Raw genomic sequence first — 24,578 nt, 5'->3', positions numbered from 1 at the left:
AATCGCGCTACGGCTGGATTATTTCTGACGATATTGGGGGCGGGGGAAATCCCCGAAGATGTCATGGGCGGGCGCTTGGCGGATCTCAGCGGTGGAATGCGGCTGAGCGAGGGCTGGAATTTGGTATTAACGGATGCAGGCACATGCATCTCGCCCTCTGATGTGCCACTGACGTCAGGCTTCATTCCAGCGCCCGTGCCGGGCACGGTGGCGGAAGCCCTAGAAAAGGCCGGGCGTTTCGACCGGACGAAGCCCCAGCCTCTTCACGACCGCGACGCCTGGTACATCTGCCGTCTGGTGGATGCGGAGGCCGGTGAGGCGGTCCTGCGGCTGGAGGGCTTGGCGACGCTTTGCGAGGTTTTCCTCAACGGCCAGAAAATCCTCGTCTCCGAAAGCATGTTCGAAGCGCATGACGTCGACGTTACCCTGCTTGGCGGGGACGAGCTGGCGCTGTGCTTCCGTGCCCTGGAGCCGAAGCTTTCCGAGCCGGGACCGCGTGCCCGCTGGCGGCCGCAGATGATTACGCCGCAAGGCTTGCGCATGGTGCGCACGACGCTGCTCGGCCACATGCCCGGCTGGTGCCCGGAGGTTCAGGCCGTTGGCCCATGGCGGTCGATCACGCTGCTGCGTCCAGGCGCCCCCGTTATTCGCGATCTCTCCTTGCGGCCGGATCTGCTCGAAAACGGTGAGGGCCAGCTCTATGCGTCGCTCTCGATCGAAGGCGATGTCGAAGAGCTGGGATTGAAATGCGGCGAGGCGGAACAGGCGTTCGAGAAGGATGGCGCCGGGCGCTATACGGCTATTCTGAAAATCTCCGATGTGGCGCCCTGGTGGCCGCATACGCATGGCGTGCCGCAGCTTCATGACGTCACGCTCGTCGTCGATGGCACCGAACACGCGCTCGGGAAAACCGGATTTCGACGGCTTTCGGTCGATCGCGGTGCCGATGGGCAGGATTTCACTGTTATCGTCAATGGCGAACGGATTTTCTGCCGAGGTGCTGTCTGGACCACGGCAGATATCGTGCGCCTACCGGGCGGTCGCGACGATTACGAGCGCTGGCTGCGGCTGGCGGCTGAAGCCGGCATGAACATGATCCGCATCGGCGGTACCATGGCTTATGAAACGCCGGAATTCTTCCGCCTGTGCGATGAACTCGGCCTGCTCGTCTGGCAGGATTTCATGTTCGCCAATTTCGACTATCCGAAGAACGACAAGGCGTTCAGTGCCCATGTCGAGGCGGAGGTTTCGCAGTTTCTGAGCCGCACGCGCCTCTCGCCTTCGCTGGCGGTGCTTTGCGGCGGCAGCGAGATCCACCAGCAGGCTGCGATGATGGGGCTGCCCGAACAGTTCTGGAAAAGCCCCATCGTGGAAGAAATCATCCCGCCGCTGGTGCAATCGCTTCGGCCGGATGTGCCCTATGTGGTCAATTCGCCCTCTGGCGGCCCTATGCCGTTTTCGCCGAATGCCGGGGTCACGCATTATTACGGCGTCGGCGCCTATATGCGGCCGCTTGCCGATGCGCGCCGCGCCGATGTCCGCTTTGCCGCCGAGAGCCTGGCTTTCGCGCATGTGCCGCAAGCCCGTACGCTTGGCCAGCATCTGCCGGTTCCGGCAGTCCATAGCCCGCTATGGAAAGAGCGTGTGCCGCGCGATCGCGGCGCATCCTGGGATTTCGAGGATGTGCGCGATCATTATCTTCAGGAGCTTTACGGCTTCGAGCCCGACAAGCTGCGGCGGGAAGACCAGGATCTCTATCTCAACCTTTCGCGCGCGGTGACCGGCGAGGTGGCCGAGGAGACCTATGCCGAGTGGCGCCGCCAAGGTTCCGGCTGCAATGGCGCGCTGGTCTGGACGCTGCAGGATCTGCTTCCCGGCGCCGGATGGGGCGTGATCAATTCCACGAGCGAACCGAAGCCGGTCTGGTACGGGCTGCGCCGGGCTTTCCGGCCGGTTCAGGTATTATTGATGGACGAGGGCACGAACGGCCTTGACGTCCATGTCATCAACGAGAGCGATGCGGCGCTCGACCTGACCGTTGAGGTCTCCTGCCTGCGCGACGGCCGCCAGATCGTTGTCGGTGGTGGCCGCGATCTGGTGCTCGAAGCCCGCAGCAAGCAAAAGATAGCCTGCACTGAACTTTTCGGTGCCTTCTTCGACACGACCTACGCTTTCCGCTTCGGCCCGCCGTCCCATGATGTCACTGTGACGCGGCTGACGAATTCGGCAACCGGCGCTCTTATCGCGCAGGCCTTTTACTTCCCGCTTGGGCGCAGCAAGGCGTTCCATGATGCCGAAATTACGGCATCGGTTCTTCAGGAGGGCGAGGATTGGTTCCTAGATCTCAGCTCCGATCGCCTGGCGCAATCGGTGCAGATCGATCTGGAAGCCTATCGGGCGGAAGATGACTGGTTCCATCTTGCCCCCGGCAGCCGACGGCTTCGCCTGTACCGGCGGGAAGGTGTTCCGGCCGATGTCATTCCAACCGGGCAAATCCGCACCATCGGCAGCCAGCGGATCGTCGAGGTTTGATCAAGGCGCGGTAAATGCGGAAACCTATCTCGCCCGCCAAGGCGAGATGGGGCCTGCGCCAGCTCTCCTACAACGTCACACCATCCGGCCCGAACAGATGGCAGCGCTCGGGATCGATGTGGATGTTGACCGTCTCGCCAGCGCGGATGGCCTGCTGGTCTTCCAGCGCGACCGTCAGCGCCTGACCCCCATTCAGCGTGACGTAGAGGATCGTCTGTCCGCCGAGGTGCTCGACGAGATCGACGCGGGCATTGCCAAGTGACAGGCCGCGATCGCCGACATTCAAATGTTCTGGGCGCGCGCCGAGCGTGACGGGCTGCCCGGGCTGGAGGCCGCCCAATCGGCGCGGCAGGCGCACGGTCTGGCCGGCGAGGTCGATGACCGCGGAGCCGTCGTCGGAGGCGACGATCTCGGCGTCGAGGAAGTTCATCTTCGGCGAGCCGATGAAGCCGGCGACGAACTTGTTCTTGGGCTTGTTGTAGAGGTCGAGCGGAGCGCCGACCTGCTCGATCTTGCCGCCATTGAGCACGACGATCTTGTCGGCCATGGTCATGGCTTCGGTCTGATCGTGCGTGACGTAGATCATGGTATTGCCAAGCCGCTGGTGCAGGCGGGCGATCTCGACGCGCATCTGCACGCGCAGCTCGGCATCGAGGTTGGAAAGCGGCTCGTCGAAGAGGAAGATGTTGGGTTCGCGCACGATGGCGCGGCCGATCGCGACGCGCTGGCGCTGGCCGCCGGAAAGCTGCTTCGGCTTGCGCTGCAGCAACTGCTTGATCTGCAGGATCTCGGCCGCCTTTTCGACGCGCGGCTGGATCTCGTGCTTCTTCATGCCGGCGGTTTCGAGGCCGAAGGCAAGATTCTTGTAGACAGTCATATGCGGATAGAGCGCATAGGACTGGAAGACCATGGCGATGCCGCGCTTGGAGGCGGGGACATCGTTCATGCGGCTGCCGTCGAGATAGAGGCCACCGCCTGAAATCGGCTCCAGCCCGGCGATCATGCGCAGCAGCGTGGACTTGCCGCAGCCGGAGGGACCGACGAAGACGGTGAATTCCCCCGGCTCGATTTCCAGATCGATCCCGTGAACCACCTGAAGCTCGCCATAGCGCTTGATAACCTTCTGCAGCGATACGCTTGTCGCCATGGGCGCTCCCTCCTTATTGGTTCCGACGGCTCGCGGGGCAACGTTCATGACGGCCTCCAGCTCTTGTATTTCTTGGCTTCCGACCCGACCGGGAAGCGGACTTCGGTGCGGGTTTCCGACGATTCATAGAATGCCGTGACCAGCTCCAGCGCCTGCCGGGCATCGGCTGTGGTCACCGGCAGCGGGCCGCCCGATACCAGCGCTTCGTGGAACAGCTTCATTTGCGTGTTGAAACGGTTTGGGATCGGCGACCAATCGGCGAGCAGCGCATCGATCTTCGCGCCGATCTCGTCATTGGCAGGAACGATTTTCCAAGGATCCTGGCCGGGGCTGTAGGGCTCATGGTTGCTTTCGATCAGGACGTTTTCGAAGGCGAGGCGCAGACGGCTGATCTGCTCCTGCGAGCCGAGCGTTGCGCTGATGGTGGCGAGCGCGCCGTTTTCCATCAGCAGGCTGGCGCTGGCGCAATCCTCGACCTCGATGTCGTTGACGCGGGTGGCGACGCGGCCGAAAAGACCTGCGATCGGCCCCATCAAATAGGTCAGCATATCGTGCAGATGGATGGAATGCGTCATCAGCACGCCGCCGAGTTCGGTATCCCACTTGCCGCGCCAGGGAACCGCGTAGTAATCAGCGCCGCGCACCCAATGCGTCTCCGAGGTCGCGACATAGGGCTTGCCGGCAATGCCTGACGCGATGATGCGCTTGGCCTTCTGGATACCGTCGCCATAACGATACTGAAAGATCGGCATCAGCCGGCCCTTGGCCGTCTTTTCGGCCGCGATGACCGCATCGACATCGGAGAGCGAGCCGACGAGCGGCTTTTCGCAGACCACATGCTTGCCGGCGGCGAGCGCCTGCATGATCAGCTGGAAATGCGAGCCGGGCGGCGTGCAGATATCGATGATGTCGATATCGGGCATATTGAGGACTTCGGAGAAATCCTTGAGGCGTCTCGCGATGCCGAATTCGTCGCCGACGGCATTCAGGCGTTCCTCGTTGAGATCGCAGAGAACCGCGACCTCGAAACGGTCCGGATGCGGCAGATAGCCTTCGACGATGTGGGAGCGGCCGATGCCGAGGCCGATGATCGCGACTTTCTTGATGTCGGGCATGTCGCAATTACCTCTGAATGTTCTTGAGCGATGTTGCCTCGGCGAGCGCCTGCGCCTTCAGCGCCAGCTCCATGGCCTTGAAGCAATGCTCCTGGCCCATGGCCGTTTCGGTGCGGTCTCTGATGTCGGCCACAAGCTGGCGGCCGTAGGGCAGCTCCACGCCGCTGCAGTCGATATGCTGCATGCCCTTGCGGTCGGTGAGGAAGAGATGGTCGGTGCCGGGCCGGCCGGCAACGTCGATATATTTGCGCAGCTCGATGGTGCCTTCCGTGCCGACGATGAAGAGGCGGCCGTCGCCCCACGTGGAGAGACCGTCCGGCGTGAACCAGTCGACGCGGACATAGCCCGTGACGTCGGGCGTCCTCACATGGAAATCGCCATAATCCTGCAGGCCCGGCGTTTCGGGGTTGGCGCGGTTGGACACCGTCGCAGACAGCACCTCGGCTTCAAGGGAATCGGCAAAGAACAGGAACTGCTCGCACTGATGCGAGGCGATATCGGCGATGATGCCGCCATAGCGCTTGCGGTCGAAGAACCAGTCCGGCCGTGTCGGTTTGCGCAAGCGGTGGGGGCCGAGGCCGGTCGTGTGAATGACCTTCCCGATGGCGCCCGCTTTCACCAGCTCGCCGGCCTTGACCGTCGATGCCGTCTCGAAATGCTCGGAATAGAGAATGGAGACGATGCGCTTGGTCTCTGCCTGTACCTTTTTGACGTCCGCAAGCTGATCCAGCGTCACCATGCCAGGCTTATCGAGCATCACGTCCTTGCCGTGGCGCATGGCCTCGATGGCAAGGCTGGCGCGCTCGTTGGAAATCGCGGCGCTGACGATCAGCGCGATGGAGTTGTCCTCGAGGATTTCCCTTTTATCGGCAACGCGCCGTGCCTGCGGGAAGCGGTCGGCGAAGGTGGCGGCGAGGTCATCTTCCACGGCATGGAAGGCGACGAGTTCGGCGCCGGCCCGCAGCATGACGTTGACCTGGCCGTAGATGTGATCGTGATTGAGGCCGATGGCGGCAAAGCGCAACGCGCTCATGCGACATTTCCTTTCGTGGGTTCGTTGGTTCGCAGCCCCAGATCTTGGGTATTCGGGACCGCGGGGTTCGTCATCAGCGTTTGAGGCCGGCGGTCGCGATGCCGTCGATCAGCAGCCTCTGGAAGAAGAGGAAGATCAGGAAGACCGGGATCAGCGACAGGCTCGACATGGCAAACAGGCTGCTCCAGTCGGAGCTTCCCGTGGAATCCACGAAGGAGCGCAGGCCGAGCTGCACCGTGTAGGTATTGATGTCGGAAAGATAGATCAGCGGCCCGAAGAAATCGTCCCAAGTCCAGATGAAAGAGAAGATGGCGGCCGTTGCCAGAACGGGAAGCGACAGCGGCAGCATGATGCGCCAGTAGATGCGCCACGGGCTGCAGCCATCCATCATGGCAGCCTCGTCCAGTTCGCGGGGGATGCCGCGGAAGAACTGTACCATCAGGAAGATGAAGAAGGCGTCGACCGCGAGGAATTTCGGCACGACGAGCGGAAGCATGGTTTTCACCCAGCCGAGCTTCAGGAAGAGGATATACTGCGGGATCAGCGTGACGTGATAGGGCAGCATCAGCGTGCCCAGCATCAGGGCGAACCAGAAATTCTTGCCCCAGAAGTTCAGCCGCGCGAAGGCGTAGGCGGCCAGCGAGCAGGAAATGACGTTACCGATCACCGAAAGCACGGCGATGACGGCGGAATTCCAGACGAACTTGCCGAAGGTGACCTGACCGCCGAACCAGCCGCGGGCATAGGCGCTGAAATCGAAATGGGAGGGGATCAGCGATGCCGTGCCGAAGATTTCGTTCTGGTCCTTGATCGAGCCTGAGAGCATCCACAGCAGCGGATAGAGCATCACGATCGATGCGGCGACGAGAGCGACATGGATGAGGACCGAGAGGAACCATGGGCGCTCGCGCGGCGGCTTCATGTCCTCGGCAAAATGGGTGAGCTTCGCGTCAGTCATCGTAGTGGACCCAATAACGAGCGGAGAGGAAGGAGAAGGCGGTAAAGATCGCGATGATGATTACCAGGATCCAGGCGAGCGCGGCGGCGTAGCCCATGCGGAAATAGCCGAAGGCTTCCTGATAGAGATAGAGCGTGTAGAACAACGTGGAATCGATCGGGCCGCCGGTGCCGGAGGAAATGACGTAGGCCGGCGTGAAGGCCTTGAAGGCGTCGATCGTCTGGACCACGGCGTTGAAGAAGATGACCGGTGTCAAAAGCGGCAGGGTGATCTTGAAGAAGATCCGCGCCTTGGAGGCGCCGTCGAGGCTGGCAGCCTCGTAAAGATCGGTCGGGATCTGGCGCAGACCGGCAAGGAAGATGATCATCGGCGAGCCGAACTGCCAGATAGCCAGAATGACAAGCGTATAGAGCGAATAGTCGGGATTGGAGATCCAGCTCGGCCCGTTGATGCCGAAAGCGTACCAGAGCAGGGTGTTGACGATACCGTCGGCATCGAAGATCTGCCGCCACAGCACGGCGATTGCGACGCTGGAGCCGAGCAGCGACGGCAGGTAGAAGATGGCGCGATAGACCGGCAGCCCCTTGATGCCGCGATTGAGCAGCAGCGCCACCAGCAGCGCGAAGGCGAGCTTCAGCGGCACGGAGCAGACGACGTAGAACAGCGTCACCTTCATCGACGACAGGAATTTGTCGTCGGCCGTCGCGATCCGCACGTAATTCTCCATGCCGACGAGGTTTGGAGACTGCAGCAGATTGTAATCGGTGAAGGACAGATAGAGCGAGGCGATCGCCGGGCCGAGGGTCAGTCCGAAGAAGCCGATGAACCACGGCAGAAGGAAGAGATAGCCGGGTGCGTTGCGCGCGAAGGCGCTCGGCGCCTTATAGGAGGTTTCCACGCGCGACGGCGCGCGCACGCCGACGACCAAGCCGCCGGCAACGCTCTTGCTGTTTGTACCCACGATGTCAGCCTCGCGTAATGTTTGCTGCTGCCTGTTCGGTGAACTTTGCGCCGGCGTCCTGCGCGCTGGTTTTGCCGAAGGCCACCTCCTCGGCGATCTTCTTCAGCAGGAATGCATTCTCGCCCGCGCCGTTCGGCGGGGACGGCGGTAGCGCTCCGACATGCGGTGTCAGCCGGCCAATATAATCGACCACCTGTTTGCTGACGGGATCCAGATCCGGCGTCAGCAGATCGCGGATCTTCGGGGAGGCGGGAACGCCGCGCTCGAGACCTAAAGCCTTCGTGCCCTCCGGATCCTCCACCAGATAATTGACGAAGGCGACAGCGGCATCCTTGTTCGGGGATGTTGCGGAGACCGACATGAGCATGGAGGGCTTCAGATACTGGCCGGGTTTGCTGTCCGCACCCGCGACCGGATAGGAGACGATATCGAGCTTTTCCTTGTTCAGGCCTTGAATGGCAACGAATTGGTTGGAATGGGCGAAGCTCATCGCTGCCTTTTTGGTGACAAGCATATCGGTTTCGAGCGTCTGCTGATCGAGCGCCTGCACGTCGGCCGGAACACAGGCGCCAATCTTGCGCATATGGCTCCACAGATCGAACCATTCGGTCGCGTCCTTGGCTTCGAAGGCGAGCTTGCCGTCCGCCGTATAGAGCGCCTTGCCGCGCTGGCGCAGCCAGCATTCGAGCGCCGGCTCCCCGCCGCTTGCATCGGCCATGCCGTAGAAACCGCGACGCTTCTTGGCGGCCGTGACCTTGGCGCAGGCATCCCCGACCTGTTCCCATGTCATGGCGTCATGTGGCGGTTCGACGCCTGCTTCGGTCCACGCGGCCGTGTTGACGACAACCATGAAGGAGTTCACGCCGAGGCTGACGCCGTAGATCTTGTTGTCGACCTTGCCGGAATCGATGTTGGCCGGGCCGAAATCCTCGATCTTCAGGCTCTTGCCGAGATAAGGCGTCATATCGAGCAACGCGCCGCGGCGGGCATATTCGAAGATGTAGCGATAATCCATCTGGATGAGGTCGGGCGCATTGCCGCCGCCGGTCTGGGTGGCGAGGCGCGTCCAATAGCTATCCCAGCCGAAGGACTCGCCGGCAATGGTTATATCCGGGTTCTTGGTCTGATAGGCCTTCACCGCTGCAAAAGTACGGTCCGCACGCTCCTTCGATCCCCACCAAAGAAGGCGCATGGCGGTTGCCGCATTGGCGCGGGAAAATCCGATACTGCTAAAAGCCAGCATAGCTGCCATGCCGGCAAGCAACTGCCGGCGGTCGATCGTCAACGTCATCCTGGTCTCCTCCCCAGCGAACCGATGATTTACGAACTGCTTTGCATGATATAACTATTTGGTTACAAGTTGGATAGAAACGCGACCGCTGTCAAGCGCCAATCGTGCGGCAATTAAAACGACGCAGGCCGGAGCCGGCAGAATCCGTCGCTCATGCGACCGTTCGAAAGGAGATCGTCCATGGCGGGCGGGGCGAGACAAGAAACTGAAAATAAAGCGCAATCGGATGCTGGCAAGAGCGCCGGAAGGCGATCGAAGAAGGTGACCCGCAACCCGCAGCGTACTCATGCCACGATCCTGGACGCGGCGACGGAAGAATTTGCCGCGCATGGTTTCGGCGGTGCCCGCGTGGATGCGATCGCAGCGCGGGCGCAGACCAACAAGCGGATGCTCTACCACTATTTCGGCGACAAGGAGGGGCTCTACCTCGCCGTGCTGGAGGCGAGCTATGCGACGATCCGCAATGCCGAAAAGCAACTGGATCTTGCGCATCGCCACCCGGAGGAGGGGATGCGGGAGCTCGCCTTGTTCACATGGCGGCATTTTCTCGCGCATCCTGAGTTTCTCAGCCTGCTCGCTACGGAAAACCTGCATCACGCGCATTATCTGCAGCGATCCGACAAAATCTCGGCCATGCACTCGCATCTCATCGACGAGCTTTCGGATGTGCTGCGCCGCGGGGAGGCGCTCGGCATTTTCCGGCCGGCGATCGATCCGATATCCGTCTATCTCACGATCGCGGCGCTCGGTTTCTTCTATCTGTCGAACCGCCACACGCTGTCGACAATTTTCGCCCGCAAGCTGACGGCGCCGGATGAGCTGAGTGCCTGGGGCGAGCATATCGTTGCCGTCACGCTTGCTTCGATCCGACTGTAGATGCCTGGAAACAGGCTTCGGAGCTTTCGAGAAATTTGCAAAAGACGATTGACAAGGCCGGAGGTAACGCGCGATCTTGTAACTATATGGTTACATTGCTTGGCCGGCCAAGCATTTGCTTTTCCTGATTCTGGAGGAATCGGGATGAGGAGGAGATAGCGTGAAGTGTATGAGCTGCAATGGGACGCGGCTGGAGATTTCAAGAAAGACTTCTGCAATGAACTAAATTGCCCCTCACCCCAGCCCTCTCCGAGCTTGTCGAAGGGCGAGGGAGGGCTTGGGGGTGAGGGCCACGCACGCCAGTAGCCCGGCTATACAAACCTGCCTGACAATTACAGGAGCCGATTGATATCATGACCGATCCATTGAAAATCAGGCTTGTCGAGGCCGAAGCGTTCGAGCGCCCGGTCAAATTGCGGCTTCCCTTTCGTTTTGGCGCGGCGACCTTGCGGGAGGCCCGGCAGATTTTTCTGCGCGTCCGCATCGAGGATGCGCAAGGACGCTCGGCCGAGGGCATGGCGGCCGAGCTGATGGTGCCAAAATGGTTCGATAAATCGCCCGAGCTTTCCAATGCCGACAATGAAAACCAGTTGCGCCGGTCGCTGGTTCTGGCACAGGGCGCGCTGCGAAGCGCGGGGTTGGGAACGGCTTTCGGTCTGCATACCGCCGTCGAGGCCTCACACCATGCGCAAGCGGCGGCGGAGAAGCTGAACGGGCTTGTTGCATCCTTCGGCATCGCACTTGCCAACCGGGCCATCCTCGATGCGCTTTGCCGCTTGGAGGGACTGACTGTAACGCAAGCAATCAAGATGAACCGCCCCGGAATCGATGCGTCCACCGCGCGCGATCTCTCGGGCTTCGATCTCTCAGGTTTCCTCTCGACCTTGCAGCCATCGTCAAGCCTTGCTGCCCGCCATACCGTCGGTCTGGTGGACGCCATCGTGCCCGGCGACATTCCGGCAGGCGAGGGGCTGGATGATGGGCTGCCGGAGAGTTTTGAAGAGGCGATCGATGCCTATGGCCTGACCTTCTTCAAGGTCAAGGTTTCCGGCGCGCTGGAAGCCGATATCGATCGTCTCTGCCGCGTCGCTGCCGTTATCGATGCCAAAGTGCCCAGCTATTCCGTGACGCTCGACGGCAACGAGCAATTTTCGTCCGCGGAAGCGGTCGCCGACCTGCTGTCCCGCGTCAAGGAGGAGCCGAGGCTTGCGCGTTTCGCCTCTTCGATCCTGTTCGTCGAGCAGCCGATCGCCCGCGTCCGCGCTTTCGAGAAGCCGGTGAAAGCGCTTGCCGCCTTCAAGCCGGTGGAGATCGACGAATCCGATGCCGATATCGATGCCTTCGTTACGGCGAGGGGTCTCGGCTATACCGGCATCTCCTCGAAATCCTGCAAAGGGTTCTATCGCTCGCTATTGAACCGAGCGCGCGTCGCCAAATGGAGTGCGGAGGACGGCATTCCCTATTTCATGTCGGCCGAGGATCTGACGACGCAGGGCGGTCTTGCCGTGCAGCAGGATCTGGCGCTCGCATCGCTGATCGGCATGACGCATATCGAGCGCAACGGACATCACTACGTCGATGGCATGGCGGGCGCGCCGGAGGCGGAGCAGGCAACTTTCGCCGCGGCGCATTCCGATCTCTACCGCGTCAGCAATGGCCGCACACGATTGCGGATCGAGGCGGGGCAGCTTGCGATCGGCTCCGTTATCAATGCTGTGGGTCTTGGTTCGTCGGTTGCGCCGGATTGGGCGGCGATGGAGAGATCGCCGCACTAGCCTGCCGATGCTGCCGTGCTTGGCCCCTCACCCCAACCCTCTCCTCGCGCGCGGGGAGAGGGTTGGGGTGAGGGGCCTTGCCGAAGTAAATGAAGGCCTCCGAGGCCTCATTATCGTTGTTTGCAGATTGTGGAGGAGCAGATGCAGTCATCGAGGAAACGCTACGTTCTGGTCGGCACGGGCAATCGTGGCGCGACCATGTGGGGCAAGGATCTGGTCGAGCGCTGGAGTAATGAGGTCGAACTCGTGGCGGTCTGCGATCTCAACGCCATGCGGGCAAAACGCGCGCTGGAATATATCGGCGCATCGGTGCCCATCTATACCGATTTCGATGAATTGCTGCGGACGGAAAAGCCGGATCTCGTCATCGTCTGTACCCGTGATTCTACCCATGACGATCTGATCGTCAAGGCGATGGAGGCCGGCGCCGATGTCATCAGCGAGAAGCCGATGACGACGACGGTCGACAAGATCAAGCGCATCCTCAATGCCGAGGCGCGCACCGGCAGGCGGCTGGATATCTCCTTCAACTACCGCTTTGCGCCAACTGCCGCGAAGATCAAGGAGCTGATCAATTCCGGCGTCATCGGCGATGTCACATCGGTCGACTTTCATTGGTATCTCGATACCAGCCATGGTGCCGATTACTTCCGCCGCTGGCATGCTTACGTCGAAAATTCCGGCAGCCTCTTCGTTCATAAGGCAACGCATCATTTCGACCTTCTGAACTGGTATCTGGATTCCGATCCGGAAACGGTCGCCGCCTTTGCCGATCTCAAGCATTACGGCCGCAAGGGGCCTTTCCGCGGCGAGCGCTGTCGCACCTGTCCTTACAAGGACGAGTGCGACTATTATCTCGACATCAGCGCGACGCCGCTGCTCGAAAGCCTCTATGAGGACCCATCGAGCGTTGACGGCTATGTGCGCGATGCCTGCGTGTTCCGCGAGGATATCGATATCCCGGATACGATGGTCGCATCCATCCGCTATCGTAACGGCGTCAATGTCTCCTATTCTCTGAACACTTACATGCCGATCGAGGGTCACCACATCGCCTTCAACGGCCACAACGGACGCATCGAATTGCGCCAATACGAGAAGCAGAACTGGACGACGCCGCCGGCCGACGAGATCGTCGTTATGAAGAATTTCGGCGATGTCGAGCGGATATGGGTGCCGCACTCCTCTGGTGGGCATTATGGCGGCGACGACCGGCTGCGCAACATGCTCCTGCGCTCCGGGCGGAACGACGAGCTCAGGCAGCGCGCGGGTTCGCGGGCTGGGGCAATGTCGGTGCTTTGCGGCATCGCAGCCTTGCAGAGCAGCCACACCGGCCAGCAGGTCTCGGTTGCGGATATCTGGGGCGAAGATGGCGGCCTCAATCTGCTGGAGCCGCGGCCTTAGGGCTGCGACTCCTATTTGAGACTCGCTGCGCTCAGCTGCAGCTGGGCAGCTGCTGCGCGTAAAGTCTCGTCATGCCGTTGAAGCGCCTGGCTCCGGCGAGAGCCGTCGAATTGCCGCGCCACGACCCCTGCAGATAACCCTTGGGACCTGAGTAATAAGCGAGATAGAGATCGTAGGAATTGTTCAGGGCAATGCCGGTCTGCAGGTGCGTCTGATAGTGATACCAGCCGACGAAATCGATGGCGTCGGAGAAATTGGTGCGGCTTGCGCCCCAATTGCCGGTTTCGCGCTTGTACTTATCCCAGGTGCCGTCGAGCGCCTGTGAATAGCCATAGGCGGTCGTCGGGCGCTTCCAGGGAATGAAGCCGAGCAGATAGCGCCGTGGGGGGCGGGCGCGAGGTCGGAAGCCGGATTCGGTATAGATCGTCGCCATCAGGATCGGCACCGGCACACCATATTTGCGTTCCGTGCGTTCAGCGGCCCGCTGCCAGTTGTTGAACCAGCCGTCGCGCTGGTCGAAGATGGCGCAGATGTTGCGGGTATGGCGAGGTGCGGTGGCACAGCCCGCCAGCACGCCGAGCAGCATTACGGCCAGAATGGAAAGGACGCGGCTACGCATTACTAGAACCTCTTCATTGCTGCGCCGCGCGTCTTTCAAAGGCACGGGATACGCAGCAACAACCTGCCGGCGCATGGTCCTTTCCAAAAATTCGAGCCGAGCTTTTGGCGGACCCACGCTCACGAGATTGCTAGCGCGGAATGATTAAAAACGAGTTGTCTGCCTGTGCCGAAATGGGGCGATTTCAGGGTGTTTTCATGGATTTGCTGCGACGCGTCATGCCATGCGCGCCATGTCCTCGCGGCGGATTTCGTAAAGCAGCGGCTTGCCTTCGATGAAGCGAATGACTTCGTCCACCGCCATCTCACCCAGGCGGGTTCGTTCCAGCCCGATTGCACCGGCAATATGCGGCGTCAGGAACACATTCGGCAGTTCGTAGAATGCCGATGTGGCCTCCGGAATTTCCGGATCGGTGACGTCGATGACCGCATCGATATGGCCGGTTTTCAGCATGGCGATCAGGGCGGCTTCGTCCACCAGCGCGCCGCGTGCCGTATTGATGAACGTCGCTCCCTTCTTCATCAGCGAGAGGCGTCGGGCGTCGATCATGTGCCGTGTAGCGGGCAGCGAGGGCGCATGCAGCGAGACGATGTCGGCCAATGCCATCAGCGCGTCCAGCTCGGTCTTTTCGACGCCGAGGCGTGTCGCTTCGGCTGCATCGACCATCGGATCATAGAGTAGGATGCGGTAGCTGAAGGGCGCCAGGAGTTCCATCACCCGCCGGCCGATCCGCGAAGCGCCGATGATGCCGATGGTGCGGCCGTAATTGCCGATGGCTTCGGCGTGCATCGGTACAGTCCGATTGCGGTTGCGGTCGGCGACGTAATAGTCGCGAAAGCGGAAGACCTTCTTGCCGGCAAAGATGATGGCCGCAAGCGTGAATTCGGCGACCGGAAGTGCATTGGCCTGGGCAGCATGGCTGACCAGGATGCCGTGATCGAAGAGACCATCGCTGACAAGCCCTTTTACCGTGCCGGCGGCGTGAACCACCAGCTTCAGATGCGGCGCCTGTGCGAGCGCGGCGGCATCGATCGTCGGTGAACCCCAGCCGGTGATCAGGATCTCGGTTTCCGAGAGCAGCCTCGTCGCACGCGCATCATCGAAGCTTTGCATCGGCGCGGCATCGAGCACGCGGCCGATGGTATCCAGACGCCGGATGAGTGCGTCGGGCAGCACATGCTGCGTGCGCGACGGCTGCATGGCGAAGGCGATGGCGGGGCGGCCGGAGAGGGGTTGCGTCATGGCAGGCGACCCGGTGCCTTGATGGCGCTGACCGTGACGCCCTGGTCCTTGATGAGCGCGCGCAGCACATCGATATCGGGTTTGGCCGGCGGCCTGCTCCAGGCATGTTGGACGGCGGAGGGGTCTTTCGCCGCAAGCACGGCGGAGACGAGGACGGTTTCGCCGGCCGGAATCGTGCCCCGCAATTGCGGCACCAGTGTCTTGGAAACGATGAGATTCGTGTTCGGCGGCGCCTTCTGCGCTATGCCTTCGCGTGTGATTGTCGAGCCGAGGTCGAGAATGCCGCTGAAATCCTCTTCGCCGATCGCATAGGCGGCACCGGTCGCGGATGAAAGCATGTCTGCCTCGAAATCCCGCCGTGCGATGGCAAAGCCGCCTTCAGCCGTCTGAAGCGCCCGCGGCGTGTTGATCTGATGTAGACGGATATGCCAGCGCAAGGCCGGCACCAGCCATGTCTCCACCGTCACATCAGGATAAGGGGACCATTTGGCATAGAGCGTATCGCCGGCGAGCTTGGCTTCCTGGTTGGTTTCGCGCACGCGGTAATGCAGGCCGTCATCGCTGAAAGCGAGCATGCTGTCGAAGGCGCCGCCGGCGAAGATGCGCTCGTCACTTTCGACGCTGAAGCCGTAGCGGGCGGAATAGGCGAATTTCGAGTACTTCTCGGCCCCAAAGCGCATCTGCTGATTTTCCTGGCCCGAGGAGAGTGCGACGACATCATCCCTGCTGCGCATCAGGACCATGCCGGGATGCTTTTGCTGGATAATAGCCGGCTCATTTTCCGGCGATTTTTCTTCCGCTGTCCAGAAAGGATGCGTTTCGGGCAGCGCCAGCGGTAGGAAGGCCTTGAAGGCCCAGTAGGGCGAGCCGGCGGAATTGTAATTCTCCGACATCAACAGGTTCGGATAGGCAAAGCCGATCGGCAGGATGCCGTCGCGATGGGCGATCGGCTTGTCGGACCACCAGCGCAGGTGCCGGAGGCACAGGCTCTTGATTTCGCCCCATGGCAACGCTTCGACATCGGCAAAGGCGAGTGCCGACCAGAAACCGGCACAGGCGAAGCGATAGGTGAGGCTGCGGCCAAAGGGGATCGTCGCGCCATCGGGCGCGAACCAGTGGCGGAAATCCCTGGCGAAGAGGATGGCGCGCTCGCGGTAGCGCTCGGCACGGTCGCCATTGACGAGTTTCGAGTAGATGAGCCCGTAAAAGTGCATGGCGAAGGGAATGTAGTGATCGATGCGCCGGACATTGCCGTCGCGATACCAGCCATCATCGATGTAGAAGCCGTCCAGCTCGTTCAGATAGGTTTCGGTCAGGCTGCGGTCGAAGGAAGCGCCGAGCCGGTCAAGCGCGATATCGACGAAGATGCGGAAGAACTTCCAGTTGTTGTCGGCGTAATCGAAGGTACGGGCATGCTTGAGATAGGCAATCAGATTGTCGCGGGCGCGCCGATCGAGCGGCTCCCAAATCTTCTCAGGCACGAGGGCGAGCGCGAAGCCAAGGGCAGCCAGCTCGACCATGCGCTGGTCGCGGCCGTTGACAGTGCCCCAATATTCCGGATGCTTCGGGTCGACGCCATTGGCAAGGCCTTCTGCGTAGCGGTCCCAGTGGCCGAAATCGCCACCGCCGGCGCCGAGCGGCGCCAGGCCCCAGAGCGGGCGTGCGAAGCCTTCGAGATCGGCGGCGGCGCGGTCGAAATGCGCACCGGCGGCATCGACGCGGACGCGGGCGTTGCCTTCGGAGAAATAGGGCAACAGCGGATCGAAAAGATCGGTCAGCGCCCGGCGCATATCCGTCAAGCTTTTCAGCGGGTTGCCGGCGAGCGGATTGGCGCTGGCGGGGTCGTAGATCATCGGCATGGCTCTCTCGATTGTTTCCGCTCTGTGGAAGGCTCAGCTTTCGGCGGGAAGGGTGCCGCCGGCGATCGGTTGAACGCCGTGGCAGATGTGGCGGGCCGGCGCATCGCGGTCGCGGAAGCGTGCGATCATCAGGCCGATCGCTTCCCGCCCAAGGGCTGCGCGATCGACACGCATAGTTGCCAGCCGAGGATTGGTCATCAGGGCGCAGGGAAGATCGTCGAAGCCGATAATGGCAAAATCCTCCGGCACGCGCAGATGGGCTTCGGTGACTGCGTCGAGCACGCCGACGGCGATAAAGTCGTTCATGCAGAAGGCTGCGGTGTAGTCTTCGCCTGCGGCAAGAATCTCGGCGGTCTTGTCATGGGCTTCCTGACTGGAGCTGCCCCTGAAATTCATCCGCACGATGCGGCCTTCGGCGCCTTCCACCGAAGCGATTGCAGCTTCGAAACCGCGGATGCGCTCGCGGATCGTCTGACGATGCGAGCCGGTGAGATGCAGGATGCGGCGGTGGCCGGCATCGAGCAGGCGCTGGGTCGCGGTATAAGCGCCGAAGAAATTCGAAGGCGAAACGCCGTCGAAGCGCAGCTTGGGATCGGTGCCGTTGACGAGCACGGTCGGCGTGCCGCTCGCCTCAAGCCAGCGGCATAGCTCTTCCGAAGGATCGATACCGACGAGACAGAGGCCTTCGGCACCGGCGGTCTGCAGATATTCCCTCACCAGATCGGGCTCGGTCCTCGCCTCGCGAATGAGGCGGATGTCAAAACGCATGCCGCGCTCGGCAGCACCCGCCCGCAGGCCTTCCAGAATGCCTTCGTAAAAGACGCTCAACCCGCCCGTTACGCTGTCGCTGGCGATCAATGCCAGGGCACCTGCCGCCGTCTCGGCTGCCGTCTTCAGCGGATAACCGAGATCGCTTGCCACCTTGAAAATGTGTTGGCGGATCGTCTCGCTGATGCCGGGCTCGTTGGTCAGAACCCGTGACACCGTCGATACGGAGACGCCAGCAGCAATGGCAATATCGGCCTGTCTAATGCGTTTGGAGCGGATGTCGTTCATATCGCAAACGCTATGCAAAATTACGCAAATTTGCAACAAAAAGATTTTTTATTGCATTGTGCAGTGAAATTGCATATCTTCGACCCACATCATCCGCCAAGGCGTCGGGGAGATCGCCGCGGGTGGCAACGCAAGAGAAGGAGGAATCTCATGCGCATGGATCGCCGTTCATTCATGATCGGGGCGGCTGGGGCCGCAGCTGGCCTTGCCTTCGGCGGAGGAGCGATGCCGGCATTTGCCGATGCGACGCAGCTCCGGGCCATGTGGTGGGGTTCGCCCGATCGCGGCAAGCGCACGGTTGCAGTCGCCGAGCTGTTCCACAGCAAGAACCCGGATATTTCCGTCGTCGGCGAGAGCATCAGCGGCGAGGGCTATTGGGCCAAGCTCGCGACCGGAATGGCGAGCCAGAACATCGCAGACGTTTTCCAGCTCGAGCCGAGCACGATCTCGGATTATTCGAAACGCGGCGCCTGCATGCCGCTCGACCAGTTCGTGCCTTCTACGCTGAATATCGACAGCTTCGGCAAGGATGTTCTGAAGCTGACCACGGTCGATGGTAAGCTTTATGGCGTCGGCCTCGGACTGAACTCCTTCGCGATGTTCTATGACGAGGACATGTTCAAGAAGACCGGCCTGACGCCGCCCGGTCCGACGACGACATGGGCCGAATATGCCGATCTCGCGGTGGAAATGACCAAGGCTGCCGGCAAGCGGGGCTATTGGGGTGGTCCTTACGGGGCGCGCTACAATTATGTCCTCGACGTCTGGCTGCGCCAGCGTGGCAAGAGCCTCTTTACGGAGGAGGGCGGGCTCGGCTTCGGCGTCGACGATGCCAAGGAGTGGTATAGCTACTGGGAAGAGCTGCGCAAACGCGGCGGCACGGTCTCGCCCGATGTGCAGACGCTCGACCAGAATGTCATCGAGAGCAACTGCCTTGCGCTCGGAAAATCGGCGATCGGGATGGCCTATTCAAATCAGCTCGTCGGCTATCAGCTCGTCGTCAAGAACAAGCTCGCGGTCACCATGCTGCCGCGCGAGAAGAAGGACGGCCCTTCCGGCCACTACTACCGCCCGGCGCTGATCTGGAGCGTCGGCGCCACCAGTAAGAACGGCGAAGCGGCGGCGAAATTCATCAATTTCTTCGTCAACGATGTGGAAGCCGGCAAGATCCTCGGGGTCGAACGCGGCGTGCCGATGTCGCCCGCCGTGCGCGCCGCCATCCTGCCGACGCTCAATCCAGTCGAGCAGCAGACGGTGCAATATGTCGACCTGTTGAAGGATCAGGTCGGCACCTATCCCGTGCCGGCGCCGCTCGGCTCCCAGGAATTCGACGCGAACGTCGCCCGCCCCGTCGCCGACCAGCTCGCCTTCGGCAAGATCACGGTCGCCGAGGCGGCGAAGCGGCTGGTGGAGGAAGGTGCCACGAAATTGAAGCGGAAGGGTTGAGCCGAGGCTGCATAATTTGCTGAACGGCTGATATCCTCCTGGAGTTCTGCCGTCACTTTGCATGCCAAGCTTAAACATCCTGGTGATCTCGTGATTGCCCTGAGGTGGATGGGTATTGATTGGCCAGCACGTATCTTCGGCTGTGCCGGTGCTGTGTTCTCATAGGCCTTAGGTCGCAAAAATGCCGGGGTCCTTTCAGAACCCCGGCACAGCCGTATCTCAAGTGCGGTTGCTTATTTCTTCGCGTCGGCCCAGCTCTTGACCAGCTCGTCATAGTTGACGGTGACCGGCTTTTCCTTCTCGTTGGCGACCTTCAGCTGCGGAGCGAGATGGCCGTTCTTGACGGCGTCGGCGTTCCAGTAGGCAAGATCGTGCTCTTCGGCGAGCTTCGGGCCGATATCGCCCTGCACGCCCGCGCGTTCGATGCGCTGCATCACCTTTTCCTGATCGGCGCAGAGCGCATCCATCGCTCCTTGAGCATCCTTGGCGCCCGATGCGGCATCGCCGATCGCCTGCCACCAGAGCTGCGCGAGCTTCGGATAGTCAGGAACGTTGGTGCCGGTCGGCGACCATTGCACGCGGGCCGGCGAGCGATAGAACTCGATCAGGCCGCCGAGTTCCGGCGCACGCTTGGTGAAGCTCTTGTCGCGGATGGTGGATTCGCGGATGAAGGTGAGGCCGACATGGCTCTTCTTCACATCCACCGTCTTTGAGGTGACGAACTGCGCATAAAGCCATGCGGCCTTGGCGCGGTCGACCGGGGTGGACTTCATCAGCGTCCAGGAACCGACGTCCTGATAGCCGAGCTTCATGCCATCCTTCCAGTAGGCGCCATGCGGAGACGGCGCCATGCGCCACTTCGGCGTGCCGTCGGAATTCATGACCGGCAGACCGGGCTTGACCATATCGGCGGTGAAGGCCGTGTACCAGAAGATCTGCTGCGCGATATTGCCCTGCGACGGAACCGGACCGGATTCCGAGAAGGTCATGCCCTGCGCTTCCGCCGGAGCATAGGCCTTCAGCCAATCGAGATATTTCTGGATCGAATAGACGGCGGCCGGACCGTTGGTGTCGCCGCCGCGAGCAACGCAGGAGCCGACGGGACGCGAATTGGCATCGACCTTGATGCCCCATTCATCAACAGGCAGACCGTTCGGCAGGCCCTTGTCGCCGTTGCCGGCCATGGAGAGCCAGGCGTCGGTGAAGCGCCAGCCGAGCGACGGGTCCTTCTTGCCATAGTCCATATGGCCGAAGACCTTCTTGCCGTCGACATCGCGGCCGGTGAAGAACTGGGCGATATCCTCATAGGCCGACCAGTTGACCGGCACGCCGAGCTCATAGCCATACTTGGCCTTGAAGTCGGCCTTGTTCTTCGGGTCGTTGAACCAGTCATAACGGAACCAGTAGAGGTTGGCGAACTGCTGGTCGGGAAGCTGATAGAGCTTCTTGTCTGGAGCGGTCGTGAAACTGCTGCCGATGAAATCGGCGAGATCGAGGCTGGGGTTGGTGACGTCCTTGCCGTCGCCAGCCATCCAGTCGGTCAGGTTGCGAACCTGCTTGTAGCGCCAATGTGTGCCGATCAGGTCGGAATCGTTGACCCAGCCGTCATAGAGGTTCTGGCCGGTCTGCATCTGCGTCTGGATCTTCTCGACGACGTCGCCTTCCTGGATGACGTCGTGGGTGACCTTGATGCCGGTGATGGCGGTGAAGGCCGGGGCGAGAACCTGCGATTCATACTGGTGGGTCGTCAGGGTTTCCGACACGACCTTGATTTCCATACCCTGGAAAGGCTTGGCCGCATCGACGAACCACTGCATTTCCTTTTCCTGGTCGGCGCGCGAGAGCGTCGAGAGATCGCCGATCTCCTTATCCAGGAATGTCTTGGCTTCGTTCATGCCGGCGTGCGCCGTGCCGGCGAGTGCCAGCAAGGTAACTGCCGTTGTCGTCAAGAGATGCCGTCGCATATATTCCTCCCTACAGGTTGCGAGTGCATTGTCAGCCAGCCGGATTTCCGGCCATCTGTATCGATTTGCCTTACTGCTCCGCGTGACCGAATGGGGCACGGGGCGGTAACGGGTTGAATTCCGTGTCAGACCAGACGGAAGACGCCGACGGCGTAGACCACGGAAAGAGCAAGAGCCCACCAGAGGCTGGGGCCTCCCAGGCCCAACCAGGCGAGATGGATGAAGGCGGCGCCGAGCAGCGAAATGAACAGCCGGTCGCCGCGCGTCGTTTCGAAGCGCAGGATGCCGAGGCGCGGATTGCCGCCCGGCGAAAAATATTCCCAGACCGCCATGCCGATCAGAAGCATGAGAATGGTGGCGAAGAACAGCACCGTCGGCAGGGTCCAGGCCATCCAGGAAAAGTCTGTATTCATGGCGGTTTTCCTTCAGACGCGGCCGAGCGCGAAGCCCTTGGCGATGTAGTTGCGGACGAAATAAATGACGAGCGCGCCGGGAACCAAAGTCAGTACGCCGGCCGCGGCAAGCAGGCCCCAGTCCATTCCCGCGGCCGAGACCGTGCGCGTCATGATCGCGGCGATCGGCTTGGCGTCTGTCGTCGTCAGCGTGCGGGCGATCAGCAGTTCCACCCAGGAGAACATGAAGCAGAAGAAGGCGGCGACGCCGATGCCGCTTGCGATCAGGGGAATGAAGATCTTGATGAAGAAGCGCGGGAACGAATAACCGTCGATATAAGCGGTTTCGTCGATTTCCTTCGGCACGCCGGACATGAAGCCTTCGAGGATCCAGACCGCCAGCGGCACGTTGAAGAGGCAATGCGCCAGCGCCACGGCGATATGGGTATCGATGAGGCCGAAGGCCGAATAAAGCTGGAAGAAGGGGAGCGCGAAGACCGCCGGCGGCGCCATGCGGTTCGTCAGCAGCCAGAAGAACACATGCTTGTCGCCGAGGAAGCGGTAGCGCGAGAAGGCATAGGCCGCGGGAAGGGCGCAGGCGACCGAGATCACCATGTTCATGACGACATAGGTGATGGAGTTGATATAGCCCTTGTACCAGGACGGATCGGTGAAGATGATCGCGTAATTGCGCAGCGTCGGCTGATGCGGGTAGAGCGTCAGGCCGCTGACGATTTCCTCATTGGTCTTGAAGCTCATATTGACGAGCCAATAGATCGGCAGCAGCAGGAAGACGATGTAGAGCGTCGGCACCAGCCACGCCCAGCGCCCCTTTTCGCCGTGCCGGCGGCCGACCCGCACGTTCGTTGCGCCCGTCGTGCCCGCGGCGTCATCGGAAGTTGCCAATTTGTGCACGGTAGCGCCATCGGCCATGGTGGAGAGGGGTTTGCCGCTCATCGGCTTTCTCCCGCGTCGTAATTGGTCATGACGGTGTAGAAGACCCAGGAGAGCAGCAGCACGATCAGGAAGTAGACCAGCGACATGGCGGCTGCCGGGCCGAGGTCGAACTGGCCGAGCGCCATCTTGACGAGGTCGATCGACAGGAAGGTCGTGGAATTGCCGGGACCGCCGCCTGTGACGACGAAGGGTTCGGTGTAGATCATGAAGCTATCCATGAAGCGCAGCAGTACGGCGATCAGCAGCACGCGGTTCATCTTCGGCAACTGGATGTAGCGGAAAACGGACCAGCGCGAGGCGCCGTCGATCTTGGCGGCCTGGTAGAAGGCGTCGGGAATGGAGGCGAGGCCGGCATAGCAGAGCAGCACGACGAGGCTCGTCCAGTGCCAGACATCCATGACGATGATCGTCGCCCAGGCATCGGCCGGATCGGAGACATAATTATAGTCGATGCCGAGATTGACGAGGACGTAACCCATCAACCCGATATCGCTGCGGCCGAACACCTGCCAGATCGTGCCGACGACGTTCCAAGGGATCAGCAGCGGCAAGGCCATCAGCACGAGGCAGACCGGGACGCCGATGCCCTTCTTCGGCATATTAAGCGCAATGAAGATGCCGAGCGGCACCTCGATCGCCAGGATGACGAAGGAGAAGATCAGGTTGCGGATCATCGAATCCCAGAAGCGGCCGGAATGGAGGATTTCCTCGAACCATTGCGTGCCCGCCCAGAAGAAGACGTTGTTGCCGAACGTGTCCTGCACCGAATAGTTCACGACGGTCATCAGCGGAATGACGGCGGAAAAGCCGACGAGCAGCAGAACCGGAATGAGCATGAACCAGGCTTTGTTGTTCCAGGTCTTCTCCATCGTCAGGCTCCCATCTCGATGCGCCAGGAGTCGGCGTAGATATTGATGCCGGCGGGATCGAAGGCGATGTGCGGCTCGGCCGGCACCGTCTGGTCCTCGCCGATGACGGCGACGATATCCTGGCCGTCGAGCTTGGCGCGGACCACCTTGCGGCGACCGAGATCCTCGACCTTGGTGACGGTGGCAGGCATGCCCTCACGGCCGATGCGGACGAATTCGGGGCGGATGCCGAGCTCGGAACGGCCGGCCCGTTTTTCCTTAGGTGCGCCGGGCAGCGCAATCGTGCGGTTGCCGAGGCGTGCGCTGCTGCCTTCGATTTCGATAGGCATGACGTTCATGCCGGGCGAACCGATGAAATAGCCGACGAAAGTGTGGCGCGGGCGCTCGAAAAGGTCGTTCGGCGTACCGATCTGCACCACTTCGCCATTGTACATGACCACCACCTTGTCGGCGAAGGTCAGCGCTTCCGTCTGGTCGTGGGTGACATAGACCATGGTGAAACCGAAGCGGCGGTGGAGTTGCTTCAGCTGCGAGCGCAGCACCCACTTCATATGCGGGTCGATGACGGTCAGCGGTTCGTCGAAGAGGATGGCGTTGACATCGGAGCGCACGAGACCGCGGCCGAGCGAGATCTTCTGCTTGGCATCGGCAGTGAGGCCGCGGGCCTTGCGATGGGCGCTGTCGGAAAGGCCGATCATCTCGATGATTTCATCGACCTTGCGCTTGACCTCCGCTTCCGGAACATGCCGGTTGCGCAGCGGGAAGGCGAGATTGTCGTAGACGGTCATCGTGTCGTAGACGACCGGGAACTGGAAGACCTGGGCGATGTTGCGCTCCTGGGTCGACAGTCGGGTCACATCCTTGCCGTCGAAGAGGATGCGGCCTTCGGAAGCCTGCACCAGACCGGAAACGATGTTGAGCAGCGTGGTTTTGCCGCAGCCGGAAGGGCCGAGCAGCGCGTAGGCGCTGCCGTCCTCCCAGCTATGGTTGACTTCCTTCAGCGCATAATCGGCGTCGGATTTCGGATGATCGTTGTAGGCGTGCCGGATGTGGTCGAGATCGATGCGGGCCATTGTCCCTCC

19 protein-coding genes and 1 pseudogene are annotated in these 24,578 nt (G+C 61.3%); 5 read left to right on the top strand and 15 right to left on the bottom strand.

Features of this window, described 5'->3' with window-relative positions:
• The first annotated feature begins 63 nt into the window (after nucleotides 1-63).
• Nucleotides 64-2,532, top strand: a complete 2,469-nt coding sequence (locus C7U61_RS17975) for a glycoside hydrolase family 2 protein (protein ID WP_106999430.1) — start codon at nucleotides 64-66, stop codon at nucleotides 2,530-2,532.
• 67 nt (nucleotides 2,533-2,599) lie between these two features.
• On the opposite strand, the gene ugpC is transcribed toward C7U61_RS17975, so the two are convergent.
• From ugpC to C7U61_RS17945, 6 genes and pseudogenes are all read right to left on the bottom strand, one after another.
• A complete protein-coding gene (ugpC, locus tag C7U61_RS17970) occupies nucleotides 2,600-3,679 on the bottom strand; it encodes a sn-glycerol-3-phosphate ABC transporter ATP-binding protein UgpC (protein ID WP_106999530.1) in 1,080 nt (359 codons plus the stop codon).
• Between the two features lie 44 nt (nucleotides 3,680-3,723).
• The gene (locus C7U61_RS17965; RefSeq protein ID WP_106999429.1) at nucleotides 3,724-4,794 is read right to left on the bottom strand and encodes a Gfo/Idh/MocA family oxidoreductase; all 1,071 of its coding nucleotides are present in this window, start codon (nucleotides 4,792-4,794) and stop codon (nucleotides 3,724-3,726) included.
• A gap of 7 nt (nucleotides 4,795-4,801) precedes the next feature.
• The gene (locus C7U61_RS17960) at nucleotides 4,802-5,827 is read right to left on the bottom strand and encodes a Gfo/Idh/MocA family oxidoreductase (RefSeq protein ID WP_106999428.1); all 1,026 of its coding nucleotides are present in this window, start codon (nucleotides 5,825-5,827) and stop codon (nucleotides 4,802-4,804) included.
• A 73-nt stretch (nucleotides 5,828-5,900) separates the two neighbouring features.
• Nucleotides 5,901-6,749 carry a carbohydrate ABC transporter permease gene (locus C7U61_RS17955; protein WP_181315873.1) on the bottom strand — a complete coding sequence of 283 codons (849 nt, stop codon included), beginning with the start codon at nucleotides 6,747-6,749 and terminating at the stop codon, nucleotides 5,901-5,903.
• A gap of 28 nt (nucleotides 6,750-6,777) precedes the next feature.
• Nucleotides 6,778-7,644, bottom strand: a pseudogene (locus tag C7U61_RS17950) (sugar ABC transporter permease); the annotation flags it as partial.
• Nucleotides 7,645-7,750: 106 nt separating this feature from the next.
• On the bottom strand, nucleotides 7,751-9,037 hold the full coding sequence (locus C7U61_RS17945) for an ABC transporter substrate-binding protein (RefSeq protein ID WP_106999425.1): 1,287 nt from the start codon (nucleotides 9,035-9,037) through the stop codon (nucleotides 7,751-7,753).
• A 180-nt stretch (nucleotides 9,038-9,217) separates the two neighbouring features.
• Between C7U61_RS17945 and C7U61_RS17940 the strand changes: the two genes are divergently transcribed.
• From C7U61_RS17940 to C7U61_RS17925, 3 genes are all read left to right on the top strand, one after another.
• On the top strand, nucleotides 9,218-9,913 hold the full coding sequence (locus C7U61_RS17940) for a TetR/AcrR family transcriptional regulator (protein WP_106999424.1): 696 nt from the start codon (nucleotides 9,218-9,220) through the stop codon (nucleotides 9,911-9,913).
• 353 nt (nucleotides 9,914-10,266) lie between these two features.
• A complete protein-coding gene (locus tag C7U61_RS17935; protein WP_106999423.1) occupies nucleotides 10,267-11,688 on the top strand; it encodes a mandelate racemase in 1,422 nt (473 codons plus the stop codon).
• 141 nt (nucleotides 11,689-11,829) lie between these two features.
• Nucleotides 11,830-13,092: a Gfo/Idh/MocA family oxidoreductase gene (locus C7U61_RS17925; protein ID WP_106999421.1), complete on the top strand. Its 1,263-nt coding sequence runs from the start codon at nucleotides 11,830-11,832 to the stop codon at nucleotides 13,090-13,092.
• Nucleotides 13,093-13,123: 31 nt separating this feature from the next.
• Here C7U61_RS17925 and C7U61_RS17920 read toward each other — a convergent pair whose 3' ends face one another.
• From C7U61_RS17920 to C7U61_RS17905, 4 genes are all read right to left on the bottom strand, one after another.
• Complete coding sequence (locus tag C7U61_RS17920) at nucleotides 13,124-13,711, bottom strand: transglycosylase SLT domain-containing protein (RefSeq protein WP_106999529.1); 588 nt, start codon at nucleotides 13,709-13,711, stop codon at nucleotides 13,124-13,126.
• Nucleotides 13,712-13,927: 216 nt separating this feature from the next.
• Nucleotides 13,928-14,953 carry a hydroxyacid dehydrogenase gene (locus C7U61_RS17915; RefSeq protein WP_106999420.1) on the bottom strand — a complete coding sequence of 342 codons (1,026 nt, stop codon included), beginning with the start codon at nucleotides 14,951-14,953 and terminating at the stop codon, nucleotides 13,928-13,930.
• Nucleotides 14,950-16,806 carry a DUF2264 domain-containing protein gene (locus C7U61_RS17910; protein WP_106999528.1) on the bottom strand — a complete coding sequence of 619 codons (1,857 nt, stop codon included), beginning with the start codon at nucleotides 16,804-16,806 and terminating at the stop codon, nucleotides 14,950-14,952. The genes C7U61_RS17915 and C7U61_RS17910 overlap by 4 nt, the downstream gene beginning before the upstream one ends.
• 39 nt (nucleotides 16,807-16,845) lie before the next feature.
• Nucleotides 16,846-17,868: a LacI family DNA-binding transcriptional regulator gene (locus C7U61_RS17905; protein ID WP_106999419.1), complete on the bottom strand. Its 1,023-nt coding sequence runs from the start codon at nucleotides 17,866-17,868 to the stop codon at nucleotides 16,846-16,848.
• A gap of 150 nt (nucleotides 17,869-18,018) precedes the next feature.
• Between C7U61_RS17905 and C7U61_RS17900 the strand changes: the two genes are divergently transcribed.
• A complete protein-coding gene (locus C7U61_RS17900; RefSeq protein ID WP_106999418.1) occupies nucleotides 18,019-19,314 on the top strand; it encodes an ABC transporter substrate-binding protein in 1,296 nt (431 codons plus the stop codon).
• Nucleotides 19,315-19,547: 233 nt separating this feature from the next.
• Here C7U61_RS17900 and C7U61_RS17895 read toward each other — a convergent pair whose 3' ends face one another.
• The 5 genes from C7U61_RS17895 to C7U61_RS17875 form a co-directional block, all read right to left on the bottom strand.
• Nucleotides 19,548-21,278 carry an ABC transporter substrate-binding protein gene (locus tag C7U61_RS17895; RefSeq protein WP_106999417.1) on the bottom strand — a complete coding sequence of 577 codons (1,731 nt, stop codon included), beginning with the start codon at nucleotides 21,276-21,278 and terminating at the stop codon, nucleotides 19,548-19,550.
• A 125-nt stretch (nucleotides 21,279-21,403) separates the two neighbouring features.
• Entirely contained in the window at nucleotides 21,404-21,691 is a 288-nt protein-coding gene (locus tag C7U61_RS17890; protein WP_106999416.1) for a DUF2160 domain-containing protein, read from the bottom strand.
• Nucleotides 21,692-21,703: 12 nt separating this feature from the next.
• Nucleotides 21,704-22,627: a carbohydrate ABC transporter permease gene (locus tag C7U61_RS17885; RefSeq protein WP_181315870.1), complete on the bottom strand. Its 924-nt coding sequence runs from the start codon at nucleotides 22,625-22,627 to the stop codon at nucleotides 21,704-21,706.
• A complete protein-coding gene (locus C7U61_RS17880; RefSeq protein ID WP_106999415.1) occupies nucleotides 22,624-23,496 on the bottom strand; it encodes a sugar ABC transporter permease in 873 nt (290 codons plus the stop codon). Before C7U61_RS17880 ends, C7U61_RS17885 begins: the two co-directional genes overlap by 4 nt.
• Nucleotides 23,497-23,498: 2 nt before the next feature.
• The gene (locus C7U61_RS17875) at nucleotides 23,499-24,569 is read right to left on the bottom strand and encodes an ABC transporter ATP-binding protein (protein WP_106999414.1); all 1,071 of its coding nucleotides are present in this window, start codon (nucleotides 24,567-24,569) and stop codon (nucleotides 23,499-23,501) included.
• Between the last annotated feature and the right edge of the window lie 9 nt (nucleotides 24,570-24,578).

The sequence above is a fragment of the Rhizobium sp. JAB6 genome (assembly GCF_003024605.1).
Classification (GTDB): Bacteria; Pseudomonadota; Alphaproteobacteria; order Rhizobiales; family Rhizobiaceae; genus Rhizobium.
This window is presented reverse-complemented; position numbering and strand designations above follow the sequence as displayed.